The organism is Candidatus Fukatsuia symbiotica (assembly GCF_003122425.1).
In the GTDB taxonomy this organism is placed as follows: domain Bacteria; phylum Pseudomonadota; class Gammaproteobacteria; order Enterobacterales; family Enterobacteriaceae; genus Fukatsuia; species Fukatsuia symbiotica.
This window is the reverse complement of the sequence record NZ_CP021659.1, coordinates 1,293,479-1,312,854: the sequence shown is the minus strand read 5'-3', so window position 1 is coordinate 1,312,854 and position 19,376 is coordinate 1,293,479. Positions and strand designations below refer to the sequence as shown.

Annotated in this window: 23 protein-coding genes and 4 pseudogenes; 11 read left to right on the top strand and 16 right to left on the bottom strand. The window is 45.8% G+C overall.

Annotated elements, in window-relative coordinates; genetic code table 11:
- Nucleotides 1–91: 91 nt before the first annotated feature.
- From CCS41_RS06620 to CCS41_RS06580, 9 genes and pseudogenes are all read right to left on the bottom strand, one after another.
- Nucleotides 92–480 (bottom strand): annotated as a pseudogene (locus CCS41_RS06620) (phage tail terminator-like protein).
- Between the two features lie 14 nt (nt 481–494).
- Nucleotides 495–950: a hypothetical protein gene (locus CCS41_RS06615; protein ID WP_119797405.1), complete on the bottom strand. Its 456-nt coding sequence runs from the start codon at nt 948–950 to the stop codon at nt 495–497.
- 156 nt (nt 951–1,106) lie between these two features.
- A complete protein-coding gene (locus CCS41_RS06610; RefSeq protein WP_119797404.1) occupies nt 1,107–1,445 on the bottom strand; it encodes a hypothetical protein in 339 nt (112 codons plus the stop codon).
- A 4-nt stretch (nt 1,446–1,449) separates the two neighbouring features.
- A complete protein-coding gene (locus CCS41_RS06605; RefSeq protein WP_205411504.1) occupies nt 1,450–1,986 on the bottom strand; it encodes a DnaT-like ssDNA-binding protein in 537 nt (178 codons plus the stop codon).
- Nucleotides 1,931–2,101 (bottom strand): hypothetical protein, encoded by a 171-nt coding sequence (locus tag CCS41_RS15625; RefSeq protein WP_162859964.1) that lies wholly within the window; start codon nt 2,099–2,101, stop codon nt 1,931–1,933. Before CCS41_RS15625 ends, CCS41_RS06605 begins: the two co-directional genes overlap by 56 nt.
- Nucleotides 2,102–2,566: 465 nt before the next feature.
- Nucleotides 2,567–3,589 carry an IS630 family transposase gene (locus CCS41_RS06595; RefSeq protein WP_119797384.1) on the bottom strand — a complete coding sequence of 341 codons (1,023 nt, stop codon included), beginning with the start codon at nt 3,587–3,589 and terminating at the stop codon, nt 2,567–2,569.
- A 120-nt stretch (nt 3,590–3,709) separates the two neighbouring features.
- A pseudogene (locus CCS41_RS06590) lies at nt 3,710–4,851 on the bottom strand (major capsid protein).
- Nucleotides 4,852–4,880: 29 nt separating this feature from the next.
- A complete protein-coding gene (locus tag CCS41_RS06585) occupies nt 4,881–5,633 on the bottom strand; it encodes a DUF6651 domain-containing protein (RefSeq protein WP_119797401.1) in 753 nt (250 codons plus the stop codon).
- Nucleotides 5,634–5,884: 251 nt separating this feature from the next.
- Nucleotides 5,885–6,346: a DUF3757 domain-containing protein gene (locus CCS41_RS06580; RefSeq protein ID WP_072551162.1), complete on the bottom strand. Its 462-nt coding sequence runs from the start codon at nt 6,344–6,346 to the stop codon at nt 5,885–5,887.
- 236 nt (nt 6,347–6,582) lie between these two features.
- Between CCS41_RS06580 and CCS41_RS06575 the strand changes: the two genes are divergently transcribed.
- The gene (locus CCS41_RS06575) at nt 6,583–6,786 is read left to right on the top strand and encodes a hypothetical protein (RefSeq protein ID WP_072551163.1); all 204 of its coding nucleotides are present in this window, start codon (nt 6,583–6,585) and stop codon (nt 6,784–6,786) included.
- Nucleotides 6,787–6,903: 117 nt separating this feature from the next.
- Here the strand turns inward: CCS41_RS06575 and CCS41_RS06570 are convergent, their stop codons facing one another.
- Both CCS41_RS06570 and CCS41_RS06565 read right to left on the bottom strand, forming a co-directional pair.
- Nucleotides 6,904–7,998: a hypothetical protein gene (locus CCS41_RS06570; RefSeq protein WP_072551164.1), complete on the bottom strand. Its 1,095-nt coding sequence runs from the start codon at nt 7,996–7,998 to the stop codon at nt 6,904–6,906.
- Between the two features lie 94 nt (nt 7,999–8,092).
- Nucleotides 8,093–8,917, bottom strand: a pseudogene (locus CCS41_RS06565) (DUF4055 domain-containing protein); the annotation flags it as partial.
- Between the two features lie 36 nt (nt 8,918–8,953).
- Between CCS41_RS06565 and CCS41_RS06560 the strand changes: the two are divergent.
- Both CCS41_RS06560 and CCS41_RS17655 read left to right on the top strand, forming a co-directional pair.
- The gene (locus CCS41_RS06560; protein ID WP_119797707.1) at nt 8,954–9,322 is read left to right on the top strand and encodes an IS630 transposase-related protein; all 369 of its coding nucleotides are present in this window, start codon (nt 8,954–8,956) and stop codon (nt 9,320–9,322) included.
- Nucleotides 9,323–9,587: 265 nt separating this feature from the next.
- Nucleotides 9,588–9,779 carry a transposase gene (locus CCS41_RS17655; protein ID WP_240313880.1) on the top strand — a complete coding sequence of 64 codons (192 nt, stop codon included), beginning with the start codon at nt 9,588–9,590 and terminating at the stop codon, nt 9,777–9,779.
- 181 nt (nt 9,780–9,960) lie between these two features.
- Here the strand turns inward: CCS41_RS17655 and CCS41_RS06550 are convergent.
- Nucleotides 9,961–10,784, bottom strand: a protein-coding gene (locus CCS41_RS06550; RefSeq protein WP_240313869.1) for an IS5 family transposase whose coding sequence is annotated in 2 segments (ribosomal slippage) — nt 9,961–10,397 and nt 10,397–10,784 — 825 coding nt in all. Because the reading frame shifts where the segments join, the coding sequence is not laid out codon by codon here.
- Between the two features lie 206 nt (nt 10,785–10,990).
- Between CCS41_RS06550 and CCS41_RS06545 the strand changes: the two genes are divergently transcribed.
- Both CCS41_RS06545 and CCS41_RS06540 read left to right on the top strand, forming a co-directional pair.
- Complete coding sequence (locus CCS41_RS06545; protein WP_205411503.1) at nt 10,991–11,941, top strand: hypothetical protein; 951 nt, start codon at nt 10,991–10,993, stop codon at nt 11,939–11,941.
- Between the two features lie 122 nt (nt 11,942–12,063).
- Nucleotides 12,064–12,816 carry a DUF6651 domain-containing protein gene (locus CCS41_RS06540; RefSeq protein ID WP_072551133.1) on the top strand — a complete coding sequence of 251 codons (753 nt, stop codon included), beginning with the start codon at nt 12,064–12,066 and terminating at the stop codon, nt 12,814–12,816.
- Nucleotides 12,817–12,889: 73 nt separating this feature from the next.
- Here the strand turns inward: CCS41_RS06540 and CCS41_RS17910 are convergent, their stop codons facing one another.
- Together CCS41_RS17910 and CCS41_RS17905 are read right to left on the bottom strand one after the other, a co-directional pair.
- Nucleotides 12,890–13,183: a hypothetical protein gene (locus CCS41_RS17910; RefSeq protein WP_477021199.1), complete on the bottom strand. Its 294-nt coding sequence runs from the start codon at nt 13,181–13,183 to the stop codon at nt 12,890–12,892.
- Between the two features lie 189 nt (nt 13,184–13,372).
- Nucleotides 13,373–13,936 (bottom strand): transposase, encoded by a 564-nt coding sequence (locus CCS41_RS17905; RefSeq protein WP_477021200.1) that lies wholly within the window; start codon nt 13,934–13,936, stop codon nt 13,373–13,375.
- On the opposite strand from CCS41_RS17905, the gene CCS41_RS17900 reads away from it, so the two are divergent.
- Nucleotides 13,817–14,074, top strand: a complete 258-nt coding sequence (locus CCS41_RS17900) for a hypothetical protein (RefSeq protein ID WP_275887679.1) — start codon at nt 13,817–13,819, stop codon at nt 14,072–14,074. The two genes, CCS41_RS17905 and CCS41_RS17900, sit on opposite strands and share 120 nt — an antisense overlap.
- A 160-nt stretch (nt 14,075–14,234) precedes the next feature.
- Here CCS41_RS17900 and CCS41_RS06525 read toward each other — a convergent pair whose 3' ends face one another.
- Nucleotides 14,235–14,603, bottom strand: a complete 369-nt coding sequence (locus tag CCS41_RS06525; protein ID WP_072549715.1) for an IS630 transposase-related protein — start codon at nt 14,601–14,603, stop codon at nt 14,235–14,237.
- Nucleotides 14,604–14,639: 36 nt separating this feature from the next.
- On the opposite strand from CCS41_RS06525, the pseudogene CCS41_RS06520 reads away from it, so the two are divergent.
- Nucleotides 14,640–14,777 (top strand): annotated as a pseudogene (locus CCS41_RS06520) (P22 coat - protein 5 family protein); the annotation flags it as partial.
- A gap of 143 nt (nt 14,778–14,920) precedes the next feature.
- Here CCS41_RS06520 and CCS41_RS06515 read toward each other — a convergent pair.
- On the bottom strand, nt 14,921–15,286 hold the full coding sequence (locus tag CCS41_RS06515; RefSeq protein ID WP_119797399.1) for an IS630 transposase-related protein: 366 nt from the start codon (nt 15,284–15,286) through the stop codon (nt 14,921–14,923).
- A 116-nt stretch (nt 15,287–15,402) separates the two neighbouring features.
- Here CCS41_RS06515 and CCS41_RS06510 point away from each other — a divergent pair, with 116 nt between their 5' ends.
- The 4 genes from CCS41_RS06510 to mutT all read left to right on the top strand — a co-directional run bounded on the left by CCS41_RS06510 (nt 15,403) and on the right by mutT (nt 19,217).
- Nucleotides 15,403–16,107 carry a hypothetical protein gene (locus CCS41_RS06510; RefSeq protein ID WP_119797398.1) on the top strand — a complete coding sequence of 235 codons (705 nt, stop codon included), beginning with the start codon at nt 15,403–15,405 and terminating at the stop codon, nt 16,105–16,107.
- A gap of 473 nt (nt 16,108–16,580) precedes the next feature.
- On the top strand, nt 16,581–16,748 hold the full coding sequence (locus tag CCS41_RS15620) for a hypothetical protein (protein WP_162860015.1): 168 nt from the start codon (nt 16,581–16,583) through the stop codon (nt 16,746–16,748).
- Nucleotides 16,723–18,396 (top strand): BUD32 family EKC/KEOPS complex subunit, encoded by a 1,674-nt coding sequence (locus CCS41_RS06505; protein WP_119797397.1) that lies wholly within the window; start codon nt 16,723–16,725, stop codon nt 18,394–18,396. The genes CCS41_RS15620 and CCS41_RS06505 overlap by 26 nt, the downstream gene beginning before the upstream one ends.
- 422 nt (nt 18,397–18,818) lie before the next feature.
- Nucleotides 18,819–19,217, top strand: a complete 399-nt coding sequence (mutT, locus tag CCS41_RS06500) for an 8-oxo-dGTP diphosphatase MutT (protein ID WP_119797396.1) — start codon at nt 18,819–18,821, stop codon at nt 19,215–19,217.
- Nucleotides 19,218–19,376: the final 159 nt, after the last annotated feature.

Here is a 19,376-nt window from a genome sequence, read left to right as displayed (position 1 = left end):
CAATAATTATATTTAGTCTATACATTATATGTGAAGATACCCTCTGACAAATGTGAAGCACTCTAACAATTCACTACGGGGTAGTCGCCGATCAAATCATATGCGCCCGATAGCGCAGACTGAGGGGCAGACTGTAGGTGTGACAGTGCGTGATACCCGCAAATACTGTGAGGACACTAATGATTGCACAGCGGATAAGGCCATCGGTTAAAAGAGTACCCAAATCAAACAGATTGATGAGATCATCAGCGACAGCCTGTACCTGAGCCTGGCCGCTACCCGTCGGGACACAAGGGTCATTTGATAGACCCCGTGATAAACCCGTGAAACTTGCGCTAAATCCAGGCATTCTGTGGTGGCGGGCAAGAGATACGATTGCAGATACAGGCTGCCGGTGTCACTAAATTGCACGTTTTGACTGGCGACGGGAACCCCTTTTTTTGCTGCCCAGGTGCCCAGATGGTGCTCAAGTAGCGCCATGATACGTCCCGTGCTCATTTTTTCATCTCCTTAACCGCCTGGTTAAACAGCGTCTGGAATGCTTCCGCGGTGACACGAACCATACCGTTGGGCGCCTGTTTCGAGTGACCGAACTCCAGCCGATAGGCATAGGGCACGGTGTTGCTGAAATAGATGGCCTGCGTACCCGGCGTAAACTGCGTTAATTGCTGCATTCCCTCCGTTAGCGTCAGATTGCCACGGGGGTCAATGCGTCCGGTTTCTGTTTCTGCGGGCACATCAAAGGTCACCTGCCAATTGCCGCGAAATCGACCACCGGTATAGCCGGGTGGCGCTTTGCCTTGCCAGGTGTCCGCGTTACCCACTGGCGACATTGTCACCAATCTTGCCAATATTTTCATGCCCAGCACCTGGGGGAGTGCCTGATGCGCCTGTTTACTCTGGTTAATAAAGGCAGTCATGGAGGCCATAAAAGGTTTGTTATCCGTCATCTTAGAGCCTGTTCCAAATCTTCTTGAGCGACGCTCAGACGAGGAAAAAACGTGTGAAAAAGCGCAGTTTACAGAGAGTAAATGAGCATTTTGAGCGCGTTTTTGACGAAGTATCAGCAAGCACAAGAGATTTAGAACAGGTTCTTAGGCTCTCAGTTACAATTGATAACACAGCAGCAATGCAGCAGGTTTCACGGGAGTGACCTGTATCACCCGATGGGCTTTGCCCTCGATAAGAAGGTGATCGCCCTGATAAATTTCCGTCTCAGCGGTTGCCATCATTTTACTGTCACCTTGTTGGATAAGCGTGCCATCAATTTCACCGGTGGTGTAACGCGCCATGACACCCGTCAGCCTGTGATTTTCTAGCGGAACAGCGATTTCAACGCCTTTGATGACCTGAACACCCCCGCCTCGCTGTAGGGTATAAGGGACACCATTGTCACGCAATAAACGGTCGGCAGCACGGCGTAAGCCTGCATCATTGATCGCCATGTCATCACCCCCTGACGAGCTGGATTTGGCAGCTGCTGATGAGCAGGCCGTGCAGTAAGCCAGGCAACCAGCTAAAATGAGGTGACGAAGCAGACCCCGACGCATAGGTCACACTGATTGCCCCTGAAACACTTTCCTGAATAACTTCCTTGCCACCTGAAAACGACGGCGTCAAATCGATAGCCTGTGCGGCCAACGCCAGACGGCATTGCGCCTGAAGGACTTGTGATGGAATGCACTCTTTGGGCAATAAATAGCCATCAAAGATAACCCCTGAGCGCGGCCAGGCCAGGGGCTGAAAAGCGGTGGTCCGTTCGCCCTGCCAGTTCAGTCCCGCCAGGTAATCCATGGCTTTTATCAACAAGGTTTCACAGGCGGCGTCTTCCTCGGGGAGTGGCTCACCCCGTTTGTTGGCTAGCCGTCGCAAATCGGCGACACGGGCATAACTTTCCCTTTCGGGTGAATTGATATCCGTGATGAGCATGTTATTTTTCCTGTTCGCCAAGCTGCCAACCCTCATCCTGCCAACGGGTGACTTCATCGGGATGTACATTGGCGGTTATCGGATCATCAGGGTGAAGCGGGGAAGAATGCATCATCGGGATAAGTGCTGAAAGCGGCGTTACTGCTGTATTGTCTTTTTTGTTTTTCGTCATGCTTTTTCCTAACATAACCTCGATTCGGGATAAGCATAAGCCTCACTAAGTAGACCACATATTCACACAAAATATACTTTACAATCAATATGTTAGTCGTGTATTTTAATTACGTACCTTTACTTGCAACCCTGTTTATATTGCATCATGGTACAGTGACATTAAATACAACATTTGGATTGTTACGGAAAAAAAGGATATTTACATGAAAAGGACCAAGAAACTTTTGACACTATTACCAATTTTATTATCGCCAATGTTTACCTTTGCTTCCCCTGCTGCGGTTCCTGCGGGTTGTAAAGTTTGGATGGTACCTGAAGGTCCGTGGCTTTCACGCCTGCTCGTTTGTTCTCCACAGAAAACAGCCCCCTCGTGTCCTTTATCTCAACAGATTACTGATCGACAGGATATCATGATGCCCCCAAGAATCGGGTGACCCGCTTTTTGGTATATACCCAAGTGAAATCAAGATGCAGGATTTAGCGCCTGGAAATTATCGTTTAAGCGAGATACCAGAGAACTTGCCATTTGTGGTAGCTTCACCTCAAAGAAGTTTAAGATATCGTTCTTAAAACTCTGTTTAGATGGGTAATATCTATTATTTCGTGTTTGCTCATTCATCACCTTCCACAATCGCTCTATCGGGTTTAGATTCGGGCTATACGGCGGAAGGTAATGAAGCTGGATATTCAACGTAAGCGCGGCGTCTTGCACAAGCTGTGAACGGTGATAGCCTGCACCCTCGAGGATCACATGTGCCGTTGTCGTGATGGGATAATGCGCGCGAATGGCAGACAGGAAGTGAACCACATTTTCGCTGTTAATCGTCTCATCATCACGGATTATGGGGTTAGCCACATTCTGGATGTTCAAGGCTCCCATGATATTCAACCGCGTTCTGCTCCCGGTGGTCTCTATCGTTTTATCCTGGCCTTTTCGTATCCAGCCGTAGCTTATTTTGGTGGTTTGTGTCGGATGAACGGCATCAATAAACAGTATGGGGTCATTACCCGCGGCGTCTTTCAATTCGCTGTAGGTCTTTATAAATTGCTGCTGTTTCTCAACGGCAAATTTATGCGGAACACCTTTCGGCTTTTTATAGCTAAAGCCATGCTGCTTCAACCCTTTATACAGACCTGATACGGTAAAGGTGATGTTCCAGCGTCCCGCGATATACGCCACAATTTGGTGATTGTGGTGGTAGAGCTGCTGGGTGAGATGTTCAACCAGCGACGTGGTCTGTTCCGCATTGAGATAGCCATCGGAGCCGCCATTTTCAGGCTTGAGCTTGTTGAGTTTATGATAGTCTGTAAGGTGGCGCCGCACCGTGGTTTCATTAATGAGCTGTGAGTGAGCAATCATAGGGGGAGTCCAGCCGTCTGCGGACAACAAAACACACCGGATCCTGTCACAGACACGGCGGTCATGGCTTTGACGATGTTGGGCTTCGAGGGTAATTTTCTGGTCAGCAGTCAGCTCTATTTTCATGGCTATGAGCATGATCCTTATCGACTTCAAAATCAAGCATCTTCATTGATCACGGGTATATGAGTTAGACTTATGCTTATCTCTATTCAGTTAAAATAAAGCGGCTATCACGCCGCGGTCTTAGCCTAAAATCAGCGCACTGTGCTCCGGTTTCACTGCCGCGACACCCCAGGCTAGCCCGACTTCATAGCGTATCTGATGATACTGACGGTAGAGCGCCACCTGGAAAGTCATGCCGGAGACCGGATCGGTGACATTCATCACATCATCGGCGATATCCCCGCCTTGAGGCATCGCCGGTGTCCGCGACGCCAGCAGGAATGCATTGCGATCGAATGCCATGTTAGCGGTGTAGTGACCAACCAGCGTGACAGCGGTGTTGTCCGCCAGGTCTTGCAACAAGCCCGGTGCAGACAGGGTGATAGTCGAGGCGCTGGCCGCGGCCACCACGTATTGATGCGTATCGCCGGTAAAGGTGACAATATCCCCTCGGTTTACTGTGCCAGTTCCACTGTCTACGGTAATGAGCTGATTGCCGACGTGATAACCGCCCGCTTTGTTGACCAGAAAACCACTGCCGGTCCCTGCTGTGACCCGTTTGATGCCCGCGGAATTGTGCAAATTAAAGCCTTCGATACGCCCGATGGTCCCTTCCCGCAACAGGGCTTCGCTGCCTGCTTCGTTGACTTTAAACAAGACGGATTGTTTGCCGCGAATGTTGGAAATAGCGGCGGAACCCAAGACCATTTGCAAATCGGTGGTCGGGGCCCCGTTATCTTCCAGCACGCGACGCGCATCAGCAAAATCGGCCAGGTCTTCTTTAACGCCAAAGGGGTGCTCCTTGCTTTGCCAACAGCCCGTGCCGAGCCGGTGTACAGTGCGCCAAGATCGTGATCGACTTCGTTCGCTAAAGCGCGGAAAGCCTGTTTGAACTGGTCGGCCAACAGCAGGTTATAAGTACCGGCAGACCCGATAGCCATTTGTTCTTCGCCGTTCCATTGCACCGGTGCCATTTTAGATTTGCTGATTTTAACTTCCACTGTACTGATGGTTTGTTCCGCACTGCCTGCCGCCGTGGGACCGGGTACGATATCCACCGTTTTGGCTATCGGTGCCACCGGTGCGGTGATATTTTGATCGAGAGCGGCGGCTTCCGCTTTGCTGTTACGGGCAACGGCGGGAATAAAACCGACTTGCTCACGGGAAACGCTGTCTAATGCGGTATAAATCGTGGGGATCAACCCCGTTAAGGTATTTGCCATGCTATTGCTCCAGGGTAACGTGTGTAAAATTAATCGACGATCGAGATACCGTCTTTGAGTGCGGCTTGTTTGCTGCCGATGTCCAAGGCATCAAAGGCGCTGCGTTTGAGTGTTTTTTGTCCGTGTTGCTGGGGTGTGGGTTGTGAGCCGCCGCCACGGTGGCCGGAGGCTTTCAGAATGTGGTCTTTGTGCGGATACTGTTCGATGAGGTATTCTAAGGCTTCCTCAAACTCCGCGATTTCCCCGGGCTGACGGCGTGAGAACACCTTGTTGCCTGCCGTATCCGTGGCAACCACCTTGCCCGCGTCAATGCTGAATGCGTGACCGAACCGGGCTTGCACCAAATCCGCCGGAATAGCCAGGTTATCCTGGATAAACGTCGAGCTGCTGAAACGTCCGCCAATCATCTCTTGATACAACTGGGCTTCCAGGGTTTTATTTTTGCTGCTGGCCTCGTCAAGCTGGGTTTGAAAGGCTTGAGTGATTTGTGCTTTTACCTGGTCGACCGCCCCGGCCTCGATTAATTTCTTTTGATCGATGTGGGTGAGCGTTTGCAGTGCTTCACGGGCTTTCGCCGGGTCGTCAATGCCGGCAAACGCCTTGAGTTTGGCTTCGAGTGCTTCCTTGGCCTCACGGTGGTTTTTGGCCTCGCCATTGAGGGCGCTAATTTTGTTCAAGGCCGCCACCGCATCAAAGGGGATCGCTTTGCCGTCCTCATGCAAATACACCGGCATGCCGTTTTCCAGTACCGCTTTTCCTTCTGTATCGAGGTGCAATTTCATTGCTATTGTCTCCGCCCATAGGCTGGGTTAACCGGTCATCCGACCCGGGCGCTGTGTCGCCTCCGCTCACAGCTGTTCATAAAAAAAGCCACCCTGGGGTGGCCTGTGTGAAGTTGAGTGGTGTTCACTAATCTATCCCGTGGTAACCTGACATACCCTATTTAATGCGAACTACCCAATAGTTTTTTGCTCAATTTCGTCACTACTATTCAATAAAATTATCACTTAACATCCGTTTTTCCAGACGCATATTATTTAATTTCATCGGTAGTAAGCAGTGTAAACGAACAATCTTCTAATTTCTCTTTATTACATTTGTATTCATTCTTGTCTATTGTTTCCCAATCTTTCTGCCTCGTTAATGAAACATAAGGATCGATGTTGCTTTTATTACTTACAAGAAATAAAAACATTTCTTTATTTTTTTTATTATTTCTAGTGTTTTCCAAAGTATAACGACATGCAGGAATACCTTTCCCTTTATCAGAGTATGACACTTCTTTTAACTTCATAGTGTTAAAAGTTACTTGACTCGATAAAGTGCCAAGCCACTGAAATTTATTATCGATTTCTGCTGTATAAGTTAGACCTTCTTTTTTTATATTTTTATATTTCGGACAGGTTATAAAATCATTTTTCGATACGGATTGCGCCAATACTGACTGTGCCGATAACAATAAAAAACAGGTAAAAAGTAGATTAATTTTTTTCATTTAATACCTCATAGTGAAAAAACAGGTACAAAAAATCACACTAATAAATTAATGTGCAGAAATATTACGATAACACGATGAAAAATAACTCATTATGTCAAATAATAATACGGTCTTGTTTATCTCTGTTTGCAACACTCCACTCTATTATTCACTCTGTTTCAAAAATGATGGGAGGGTTAGGTTGCTGTACATAATTATTTACCGATATATTTGACAACAAAATAAGTGAAATAATGAATTCTTCTACAGGCTCCGCTAATAAAATTTTTACTGAAATGGAAGTAGCACTGTTGATTTTATGGTTACAATCTCCTGAAGATTTCAATCGAAAATTTGAGCATCGTTCTCCTCGTTCAGTACAGGAAAAGGTGATGGATACAATCGCAAAAATATCCAAACCTCCCGGGGCTGTTCCTCCTGTAGATTTTATGGTGTGACACGAGGTTATTCCTGTGATTTTTTCAGCGAGTCAATGATGTCAACGCTACTTTAATCTGTCCGGTTTTTGATACTTCAGGCAAACACAGGTTAAGTTGTGCTGACATGTTGATTTTTTACTCTGTTTGGGTAATTTTACGCAGCTGTTCCAAGGTGAGCCATTCCCCTTTGTCGCTGAAAAAGTCATCGGGACGCCGTCCCTCCTCTCGCAGCATTTTAGCGCGGGTTTTACCCAGGACTTGGACTTGCCGCGCGTAGGGTTGTTGCTGTAACCAGTCAGAATAAGTGGTATCCGCAGGCACTTGCCCGTCCAGGCTGGCGCGTGTGCCCGGGTCCAGCTCATCTAAGTCAATGCCCAGGGCGCGCCAGGATTTGATGACCAGTGTCTCCGTTGAGCGACAGCAGAAGTGCAGTCGTCCCGGTCCTGGCAGATAGGGGATGTGATGGCCGAGGGGCTGGCCGGCTAGGGTGTAGCACAAACGGTCACGGATAACACAGGGCGACGAGGTTTTATTATCCAGCGTACTGAGCCACTGTTTTCTGTCTATCATTGCGGCGTTATTTTCAGCAAACTGGTCGCGAGCCACCGCTGCAACATGGTTGACGGCGGTTTTGACCACGCTGGTGAGATTTTTGCGACTGATGTCCAGTACCCCATCTTGATACTGTTTTGCCCTGCTCCCTCGTACCTTGCGCGTGATGTGCTCGACGGTATCGCCCAAGAGAAACCCGTTTTTTACCGCGTTGTTGATACGCTGGAAGCGATCGGTTTCCAGATGACTGACCCAGTCGCGCAGTAAACGCCCTTGAAAGGGCTGCGCCATCGCTGCGGCGTAAACCTGTTCTGCGGTGATAAGCGCTAAGGGATAGCGGTGTAGCACCCCATCAGGCAGCAGGGTATCAAAGAGACGGCAGTGATAACCCGCTTCGTGCTCGGCAAAGGTCCGTAATTCCTCGCTGAGCGATAAATACAGGGTACTCATTGCCTGCTGATTTACCGCCTGGACGCTGGCTAATAAGCGGGCTAACTGTTTGACTTCGATGTGTTGCGGATTAACCTTCTCCAATTTCCCAAAAAGTCGGGCGGTTAGTTCAGCATCATATTGATTGAGTCGTGCCACCTTTTCTTTAGCCACACCGTGGGCGTAGCGGGATTGAAACAAACTGTGTGCAAGGGCTTCATCACGCAGCCGCTGGTTGACGGTGGACATGGTAACTCCTTAATAGAAAAACCGGTTTGATGGCATGAGGATAACGGGGTGTTTTTATACAGCCTGCGCGTCACCTCACGATGCCACGCGGGCGTTACAGTAAATCCGGTGGCAAATTGTTAAGTTCATCACACAGGGTTTCCGGGTTGGCATCGGCATCAATAAGGTTCAGTGCCTGTAAGGCGCGGATGGCATCCACTTGACGAATATCACCCCCTTGCCGCAGAGCCTGTATCGCCAGGGCGGCCGGGGCATTGAAGCTTTGCTGGGCGGTTTCAAGCTCGGTACGAATGTCCACCTTGCCGCCGTCTTTTTCGCCTGACCACTCTGCCATCAGCTGCAACAGGGTATCGAGGGCATCTTCTAGCGAGTTAGACAGGGTGTAGAGCGGGGATTGTTCTTGTAGGCGCTCTTCGCTCACTTGGTCGAGGGTCTTGGTGCTACTGTTTTGACTGCGCAACAGCTTGCCCCCGGCTTGACGCATCTGCTCGACCAAATCCGTCAGTGCCTCTTTGCCTGCTCCTACGGCGGCGCCCGAATGTTCGGTGTACGCACTGCCCTGTTTGGTGCGGTCACTAAAGTGTGTCGCGCTTGAGGCACCAATGGTCAACTTTTCGCCGGCTTCAAGACCAAACACATTGAGGATGGGCACCTAGGCCACATGCAAAATATTGTCTTGCTCACTCTGGCTTTGCCAATGTTTGATATTGAGTAACGCCAGATTCAATAGCGGCGGGGCGCCACACATAAAACCGGTGCGTTTGCTGTACAACGTGACCAGCGGAATACGCGGGCAAGAGGTGGCCCAGCTGTCGTGCAGTATCCAGCGTTCAGTGCCGTCGGCTTGCCTGATTTTACGGTAGAGTTCAACCCGACCGGGCGTCAGTTTGCGGATTTGTGCGATTTTCTGTTGGCGGTATAGCGTAGGCTGTATAAATTGATGTATAATTTCAAGATGACTTATCCATTAAAATTTCGCCAACATGTATTGGCTATTAAAGAGCAAGAAAAGCTTACATATGCCCAAACGGCCACACGTTTTTGTATTGGGACCGCAAGTCTGATGCGCTGGGCTAAACGAATAGAACCTTGTCTGACACGTGATAAACCCGCCAGTAAAATAGCTCGAGCGGCGTTGATTCTTGATGTGGAAACCTACCCTGACGCGTCTCAATACGAGCGAGCCCAACGTATGGGAGTGAGCGCTAGAGGTATCTGCCATGCGTTGAAACGGGCAGGGTTTAGCTATAAAAAAAACATTTTATCATCCAAAAGCCAACGCCCAATCCCGAGAAGATTTTCAGGTCAAGATCCAGGCCTATGAAGCCAGCGAGACCCCTATTATTTACGTTGATGAAAGCGGTTTTGCTCATGACATGCCCCGCCTCTACGGCTATTGAGCTAAAGGTAAGCGGTGTTACGGTCAACATGATTGGCACGCTAAAGCACGTACCAATGTCATTGGCGCTCAGCTTAACGGAAAATTAACCACCGTTTGTGCCTTTGAATACAATATCAATAGCGATATTTTTCATGCGTGGGTAACCCAAGACTGACTGCCAAAAATCCCTCAAGGGGCTGTTATCGTGATGGATAATGTGAGCTTTCACAAACGCCAGGATATCCAGTCTACTATACAAAAATCTGGTTTTATTCTGGAATATCTCCCGACGTATTCTCCTGACCTCAACCCGATTGAGCACAAATGGGCTCAGGCTAAAGCCCTTCGTAGGAAACGACAATGCGATATCGACACTCTCTTTTCTGACCCTTTATTTTGAATCAATTTATACGGCTACAGCCATAAACTTTCTGTCTTTCCGGTTGCGGATAATAAAAAATGTTTTTAGTGAGCTTGCAACCCGAAAAAATTCGAAACTATCCGCTTCTCTGTCTCGTAGAGGGTCTCTATCCACTTAATACTTTCTTTTTCTTTCATTAGACCTCTTCGGAAACTCTGATTTATCTAATTTCCATGTTATAAATTGCTGCAATCAGATTAAATCGTAATCCAAAACGTTTTCGCCTGTTTCGATAACGATCTGATACGATTTTAAATCGTTTAATCATACCAAGGACATTTTCGTTTAATACACGCTGGCTTGATAACTCACGATTGTTGCGTTTATCTTCTTTTGTTAAGGGATTTTTCTTTGTCTTTTTCTTAGGCAACGCCGAGTTTGAATGGATCTTGCCAAGCCCTTGGTAACCTGTATCTGTCACTGTTTTGATTTCAGGATGTATTCGCACGCCAGACTCTTTGAACAACCTAAAATCATGACGCCTCCCATGAGTAAAGCTTGTACAGATGACTGCTTTGCTTTTTTTATCGACGATCACTTGGGTTTTTAAGGTGGGTCGTTTCTTTTTTCCTGAGTAAAACTGCTTTTGTTTTTTTGGGGACGTTCAATCGGCGTTTCTGTGGCATCAATAAGAACGAGCTCATACTCCCTATCACTTTTTAATAAAGCTTTGCGTCCAGGGAGTGCAAAATCAGGATGCTTTATTAGCGTATTTTCTATCCATTTAATCGTTTCATAGCAGGTGCTCTCACTCACCCCATCGCTTCGGCTAACATGAAAATAAGTGCGATATTCCCGTAGATACTCAAGGGCCATTAATAAGCGATCTTCTAAACCCAGCTTGGGTTTCCGACCTCCTTTCCCTTGCTTACATTTATCTGCTTCATTCAATATCTTTATCACCTTTTCAAATGTACTGCGTTTAACTCCGGTTAAGCGCCGAAATTTTTCTTCTTCCAATACCTTTATTTGTTCATATTTCATGGGGGCTCCTTGTTCAGGAGATTTTTAACAACATTCCTACATGAATGCTATAGCAGGCGCCGTATCAGTTGATTATGAAAATCAGAAATAACATATTGATATTAATTAATATTTATTAACAAAAGTGATCACGTTACATGGCGCCTGCTATAGTTTCCGAAGAGGTCTAATATGATGCTGAATTAACCGCCCGACTTTTCGGGAGAGTGGAGCAAGTGAACCCGCAGCACATCGAAGTCAAACAGTTAGCCCGCTTGTTAGCCTGTGTCCAAGAGGTGAATCAGCAGGCAATGAGTACCCTGTATTTGTCGCTCAGTGAGGAATTGCTAGCCTTTGCCGAGCACGAAGCGGGTTATCACTGCCGTCTTGTTGATAAGCTGCTGCCTGATGGGGTGCTACACCGCTATCCCTTAGCGATTATCACCGCAGAACAGGTTTACGCGGCAGCGATGGCGGAGCCCTTTCAAGGGCGTTTACTGCACGACTGGGTCAGTCATCTGGAAAGCGATCGCTTTCAGCGTATCAACAACGCGGTAAAAAACGGGTTTCTCTTGGGTGATACCATCGAGCAAATTACACGCAAAGTACGCGGGAGCAGGGCAAAACAGTATCAAGATGGGGTACTGGACATCAGTCGCAAAAATCTCACCAGTGTGGTCAAAACCGCTGTTAACCATGTTTCAGCGGTAGCACGGGATAAATTTGCTGAAAATAACGCCGCAATGATAGACAGAAAACAGTGGCTCAGTACGATGGATAACAAAACCTCATCACCCTGTGTTATCCGTGACCGTTTGTGCTACACCCTAGCCGGCCAGCCACTCGGCCATCACATCCCCTATCTACAAGGACCGGGGCGACTGCACTTTTGCTGTCGCTCAACGGAGACACTGGTCATCAAATCCTGGCGCGCCCTGGGCATTGACTTAGATGAGCTGGACCCGGGCACACGCGCCAGCCTGGACGGGCAAGTGCCTGCGGATACCACGTATTCTGACTGGTTACAGCAACAACCCTACGCGCGGCAAATCCAATTCCTAGGTAAAACCCGCGCTAAAATGCTGCGAGAGGAGGGACGGCGTCCCGATGACTTTTTCAGCGACAAAGGGGAATGGCTCACCTTGGAACAGCTGCGTAAAATCACCCAAACAGAGTAAAAAATAAACATTCACACAGGCCACCCCAGGGTGGCTTTTTTTATGAACAGCTGTGAGCGGAGGCGCCCCAGCGCCCGGGTCGGATGACCGGTTAACCCAGCCTGCGGGCGGAGAAAAGAGCAATGAAATTACACCTCGATACAGAAGGAAAAGCAGTACTGGAAAACGGCATGCCGGTGTATTTGCATGAGGACGGCAAAGCGATCCCCTTTGATGCGGTGGCGGCCTTGAACAAAATTAGCGCCCTCAATGGCGAGGCCAAAGGCCACTGTGAGGCCAAGGAAGCACTCGAGGCCAAACTCAAGGCGTTTGCAGGCATTGACGACCCGGCGAAAGCCCGTGAAGCACTGCAAACGCTCACCCACATCGATCAAAAGAAATTAATCGATGCGGGCGCGGTTGATCAGGTGAAAGCACAAATCACTCAAGCCTTTCAAACCCAGCTTGACGAGGCCAGCAGCAAAAATAAAACCCTGGAAGCCCAGTTGTATCAAGAGATGATTGGCGGACGTTTCAGCAGTTCGGCGTTTATCAAGGATAACCTGGCTATTCCAGCGGATTTGGTGCAAGCCCGGTTCGGTCAGGCGTTCAGCATTGACGCGGGCAAGGTGGTCGCCACGGATGCGGCAGGCAACAAGGTATTCTCACGCCGTCAGCCCGGGGAAATCGCGGAGTTTGAGGAAGCCTTAGAATACCTCATCGAACAGTATCCGCACAAAGACCACATTCTGAAAGCCTCCGGCCACCGTGTGGGCGGCTCGCAGCCCACACCCCAGCAGCACGGACAAAAAACACTCAAACGCAGCGCCTTTGATGCCTTGGACATCGGCAGCAAACAGGCCGCATTCAAAGACGGTATCTCGATCGTCGATTAACTGTACACACATTACCCTGGAGCAATAGCATGGCAAACACCTTAACGGGGTTGATCCCACGATTTATACCGCATTAGACAGCGTTTCCCGTGAGCAAGTCGGTTTTATTCCCGCCGTCGCCCGTAATAGCAAAGCGGAAGCCGCCGCCCTCGATCAAAATATCACCGCACCGGTGGCCCCCATCGATAAAACGGTGGACATCGTGCCTGGTCCCACCGCAGCAGGCAGTGCGGAACAAACCATCAGTACAGTGGAAGTTAAAATCAGCAAATCCAAAATGGCGCCCGTGCAATGGAACGGGGAAGAACAACTGGCTGTCGGGTCGGCAGGCACCTATAACCTGCTGCTGGCTGACCAGTTCAAACAAGCCTTTCGTGCCCTGGCGAACGCAGTCGATCGCGATTTAGGGGCACTGTACACCGGCTCAGCGCGGGCTGTCGGAAAGGCAGGGAGCACTCCCTTTGGCGTCAAAGAAGACCTGGCCGATTTTGCCGATGCGCGTCGCGTGCTGGAAGATAACGGAGCCCCGACCACCGATTTGCAAATGGTCTTGGGGTCAGCGGCTATTTCCAACATTCGCGGCAAACAATCCGTCTTGTTTAAAGTCAACGAAGCGGGCAGCGAAGCCCTGTTGCGTGAAGGGACCATCGGGCGTATCGAAGGCTTTAATTTGCACAATTCCGCGGGCATCAAACGGGTCACAGCAGGGACAGGCAGTGGGTTTCTGGTCAACAAAGCGGGCGGTTATCAAATCGGTGATCAACTGATCGCGGTGGATACCGGCAGTGGCACGATAAACCGAGGGGATATTGTCACCTTTACCGGCGATACGCATCAATACGTGGTGGCCGCGGCCAGCGCCTCGACTATCACCCTGTCTGCACCGGGCTTGTTGCAAGACCTGGCGGACAACACCGCTGTCACGCTGGTTGGTCACTATGGCTGTAGCCGTATAAATTGATTCAAAATAAAGGGTCAGAAAGAGAGTGTCGATATCGCATTGTCGTTTCCTACGAAGGGCTTTAGCCTGAGCCCATTTGTGCTCAATCGGGTTGAGGTCAGGAGAATACGTCGGGAGATATTCCAGAATAAAACCAGATTTTTGTATAGTAGACTGGATATCCTGGCGTTTGTGAAAGCTCACATTATCCATCACGATAACAGCACCTTGAGGGATTTTTGGCAGTCAGTCTTGGGTTACCCACGCATGAAAAATATCGCTATTGATATTGTATTCAAAGGCACAAACGGTGGTTAATTTTCCGTTAAGCTGAGCGCCAATGACATTGGTACGTGCTTTAGCGTGCCAATCATGTTGACCGTAACACCGCTTACCTTTAGCTCAATAGCCGTAGAGGCGGGGCATGTCATGAGCAAAACCGCTTTCATCAACGTAAATAATAGGGGTCTCGCTGGCTTCATAGGCCTGGATCTTGATCTGAAAATCTTCTCGGGATTGGACGTTGGCTTTTGGATGATAAAATGTTTTTTTTATAGCTAAACCCTGCCCGTTTCAACGCATGGCAGATACCTCTAGCGCTCACTCCCATACGTTGGGCTCGCTCGTATTGAGACGCGTCAGGGTAGGTTTCCACATCAAGAATCAACGCCGCTCGAGCTATTTTACTGGCGGGTTTATCACGTGTCAGACAAGGTTCTATTCGTTTAGCCCAGCGCATCAGACTTGCGGTCCCAATACAAAAACGTGTGGCCGTTTGGGCATATGTAAGCTTTTCTTGCTCTTTAATAGCCAATACATGTTGGCGAAATTTTAATGGATAAGTCATCTTGAAATTATACATCAATTTATACAGCCTACGCTATACACCGCTAACATGGCCTTCGATCGCAATGCGTTTCTGCTGGCGTCACGGACACCGGCGATGCCTCAAGGCGGGGATATCGCCGATGATGTGATGAATGTCACCGATCCGGTCTCCGGCATGACTTTCCAGGTGGCGCACCAATGACATTTGTTCGGCCCTTGGCCTGCCCATCCTGGGTACCCCAACAGCGTTGACCTCGTGCAGCATAACCGTGGGTTCGTGGCCTATCGTGTGCGAAACCGCTTTCATCCAGATAAACGACCGGTTTTCCCTGCTTTTTATAGCAGGCTATCGTGTCCTGGAAGGCGCGCCGTGTCTCTTCGTCTGCCTTGGGATGACGCAGGGTTTTTTTTATAGGTGACACCCAGGTTTTTCAGTGCCTGCCAAATGGCTTTCTGGCACACCTGAAAGCGCGCCGCCCGTTCCCGTTGGTAAGCATCGGGATAAAGTGCAACATCTTCAGCTAACGCCACTTTATCAAGCTTACGCCGACGGGGGGAAGAAGGTTTAACCTCGATACGACTGAGCCAGCGAGTAACGGAAGCTGAACCAATGTGGAAGCGTTTAGCGGTCTCTCTGATACTCAAGTTTTCTTTCTCTCGAATACTCAGAACTTTACGGCGAAAATCGACAGAGTGGCTCATCGCTAACTCCCTGTTAAATAATTTAGCTATACATTGTAATCAAAATTAATACGTTACGCTATACCATCAATTTATTAGCTCAAAAAAACAGCTCTGACAACAATTGTGGAATAACTTTGTTCGTGATTTCACATGGAATACTAGAAAATGGTCAGTTAATGATTGACTTAGATGGTGAATATATAAGTTGTAGCGATTTTTTTGCGAAGATTGGGCAATGTACGGATAAACCTGTAAATATATTTATGACAGCCTGTCACGGTGCTGCTGCAATTGACAACGCAGCATTGTTACCTAAAGGTTCTTCGTTAGCTGTTGTTTCAGACAGAAATGAACCATCGTTAGGAGAAAATCTAGATCATTTTTATTCATTGATAGAAAAATCCCCTGATATCAGTACACTGTCTCTTTTATTATTATACAACTGTACACTGCAAAATAGGACATCAAGTTCTCTATGGATTAATAATAATGCGTATCATCTGAAATATTTTGTTCCAGGTATCCTTGGTCGTCATTTTTCAGCTACAGAGCGAAAAAAGGTTCACAGTGCTTTGGACAATTTTATGAATAAATCCGACAGAGAACACATAGATTTAGTAATGAATAAAATATCAAGAATTAAATCTATTGATGATATAACTGCTGCTGACTACGGGATATTACTCGCCATTACTAATGTGCTCTGTTGCAAAATTCCAGATGAATGTGTGGATATATCATTAGTCTCGCGGATTAGTGGAAGTAAAACCGAACTGCGTAAGAAGGGGATGTTATCTCGGGTGAAGGGGCGTGTTCAGACTTGTTGTACTCTAATCTAGAAGTCGAGTTTGGATAAGTACAATAGGGTCATTATGTTGGCTCCCAGCACGCAACAACCCAAGACGGGATTCCATTTTATATTATTTATAATCAATAAGGTTTGTATTCAAGCATTTTACAGATCAAGACTCCTCACAAGTTCAATTAACATAAAGAAATTGAATATTTTACAACCTTAAATTGGTTAATTAATGAGTATAATCCTGCCTTAATGCATGGGATGGGCTCATTGTGCTGTAAAATGAAAAAAATTTACTATAAACAAAATAAAATACATTTTATTAGAAGATAATTTTTTCAAGAAGAGTCTAATTAATACATGACTCACGCAAGCCCAGTGTATTTCGATGTAAAAAAATTAAAAAAACACTTTATCTCGCTAGTGGTTGAAAAGATATTAATCCTGGGCTTTATGTAAGTCCTGTAACAATAGGATTATTTTTGTGACAAAATATTTTAATAGAAGGTAGAAATGATAACCAATAATACATTCTTAAATTTTCAAGGCACGCTTGTGGTAGTAGGGGGCGAAAGAATAGGGGCTATGCTCAGTGGAGATAGAAAAAAAGCGACACATATGAATTTTCTTTATCGGTTTTTTGATTTATTTAGAAGTGAAAGCAGAAAAAAAAAAGTTTGAACGATTGTATGATGAATTACACCAAAATTCGAAAAAAGACGATAGTCTCGAAAAATGTAGGATTTTTGCAGACATAGTAAAGATGGCTGGGAAGGGTGGAGAAGAGCAATGTACTGTTTCTCTAAATAATCATAGCCAAATGAGATTTGATATAGCTGGAGAATCTATTTTCAGTCAAGATATTGATGATATTTCCAAAAAATGGGTCAAAATGATTTTTCTTCAACCATCAACCTCATATCCTGACTCATATAAAATAAGGAATGATAAATTTGGATTATTATATAAAAAATTATGTGCAATTCAACCAGATGATGGCAGAATGAAAATCTATCAAGATCAGAGTTTAAATAAATTAATGTTTTTCTCGGAAATGAGAGATTTAGCGGATGTTGATGAAAAAAATGAATTTTCCGTCTCTCTACAAGAAGGAAAGATTTTTTTTAATATCTATGGAATATCTATCTATAATCAACCTGTTAATGAGTCATATAAAACAATTATACAAAATGGGTGTGAATTCTTTAGTTTGCCTGGAAAAAGTGCAAATGAATTAGAAAAGTTTATAGAAAAAAATATCGTTTCTATAAGCAAAAAAATTGCAAACTATTTTTTAAAACATGAAAAAACCTTAAAGAAAAAAGATGAAAAAAAAGGTACAGATCATGAATTTTTGGAAATGAAATATAGTGGGACTAATCTGACACATAAAAAGAAAACATATTATTTTGATATGAAAAGGACATATTCTGAACGTGTTATTTGTACACCAGGTGAAGAGCTTAAAGATGAAGATCAGATAGAAGGTACGTCTAAACGTTTAGTTCAAAGAAATGGGCGAGTTGTAGTATTTATACCCAGTCGTAACCTTATTTCTAGGAACTGGACTGACTTTGATGAAGGTAATAACAAATATTATAGACTTCTACGAGAGACACCGACAGTAATAAGTGGTTTGGTTGTCGCTAAGAATAAAATAGTGGCGCCTAATGCAGGTGAAGATTTATTTGATTTACTCGAAAAAGGAACCATACTGAAGGTTAGTGCATTTAAAGATGCAGCATTTGATTTAAAAAAATTACATAATAAAGATATATATTTAACAGATATTAAAATAGAAAACATGACCTTGAATAAAGGAAGCGTTAATTTTATTGATATAAATATAGTAAAAAAAGGGATGAAATATAGAGAAGTAATTTTTACTGGATGTAATACCACATATGGTTTGGTAAATAACTGGGATAGAAAAGATCCTGTAACAAAGGAAATGGTTTATGATTACTCTTATTTAAGAACAGCGGATAACTATGCGCTTTTACTGGCTATGATAGTAGCCACGACAGAAGATTCTTTACTTCAAAAAGCGGCAATGTCCCCTAAGGTAGATATTATGCATGAAATATATCCAGACGATTACCCCAAAGACATTTATAAACATCCCGGAGCGATAAATCCTGAAAGCCGCAGCTTATTTTTAGCGTGGATATGTAAAAATGTCAAACCTGAATTCCATGGGATTGTCAAGTCTTTATTAACAAATCCAGCTGAAGTTGCAAAAAATTCACCTAATTGTAAAGATCTAGCTGATATGCTTTATTTTGATGATGAACTGAAGAGTGAGGCAAAAAAGAATAGCTTTTTCTAAAATGAATAACTTTACGATGAATTACAGAAAGGAATCTTCGTTCAGAGCAAGACGATAGGTCGAAATGAAGAGGCAACATATTGATAAATAGTGACTGAAAAGTTGTGCTTTGTCGTGTTTTGTTGCCTATTATATAAGCAAAAAATATTTTATCTATTTGTTTTTTATTGGTTATTTTATCTTAGTGTAACTTTATTTCACTTAGAGCCTGTTTCAAATCTTTTTTCTGTGCTCAGAAGAGGAAAAAATGGGCGAAAAAACGCAGTTTTTTCTTTGTATACAACGGAAAGGAGTAAATGGGCATTTTGGGCGCATTTTTGACGAATTACTTGACCAAAACACGGCGGGCACAAGAGACTTCGAACAGGTTATTAGCGTAAAAAAACATCAGAAAAATTATAATAAGATAGGAGGAACTCGAATTGCAGCACTTACAGATTGCCATAGGTATTGTCCGCAGCACACAACAAGAAATATTTATTACTCAACGCGTCAATCATTCACATATGGCCGGATCTTGGGAATTTCCTGGGGGCAAAATTGAGCAAAATGAAACGCCGCTTGCTGCTTTAAAACGCGAGTTACTGGAGGAAATCGGTATTACTGTACAACAAGCCTCACTGTTTAAAACACTACAGCATCACTATACTGATCGTGCCTTGACCTTACATTTTTATTTGGTAAAACGGTGGCAAAACGAGCCCTTTGGTCGCGAAGGACAACCGACGCGCTGGGTGCATCAGAGCGAATTACGGAGTACTGAGTTTCCGCCAGCTAACGGCGAAATTATTGAAATGTTAACTCAACCCTTTTGCGACTGAAAGCAACCTGAAACCTGCCGCGGGGCCTGGCTCCCACATGAGGCCTCTTTTGAAACCTACAGAGAATTTTGCGGATCCATAAAATCCCTGAACGCAGTGGAGATAGTTTCAGCCCATTCAACAAAAACTCCTGATTTTTCTAAAACTCTTGATAAACTT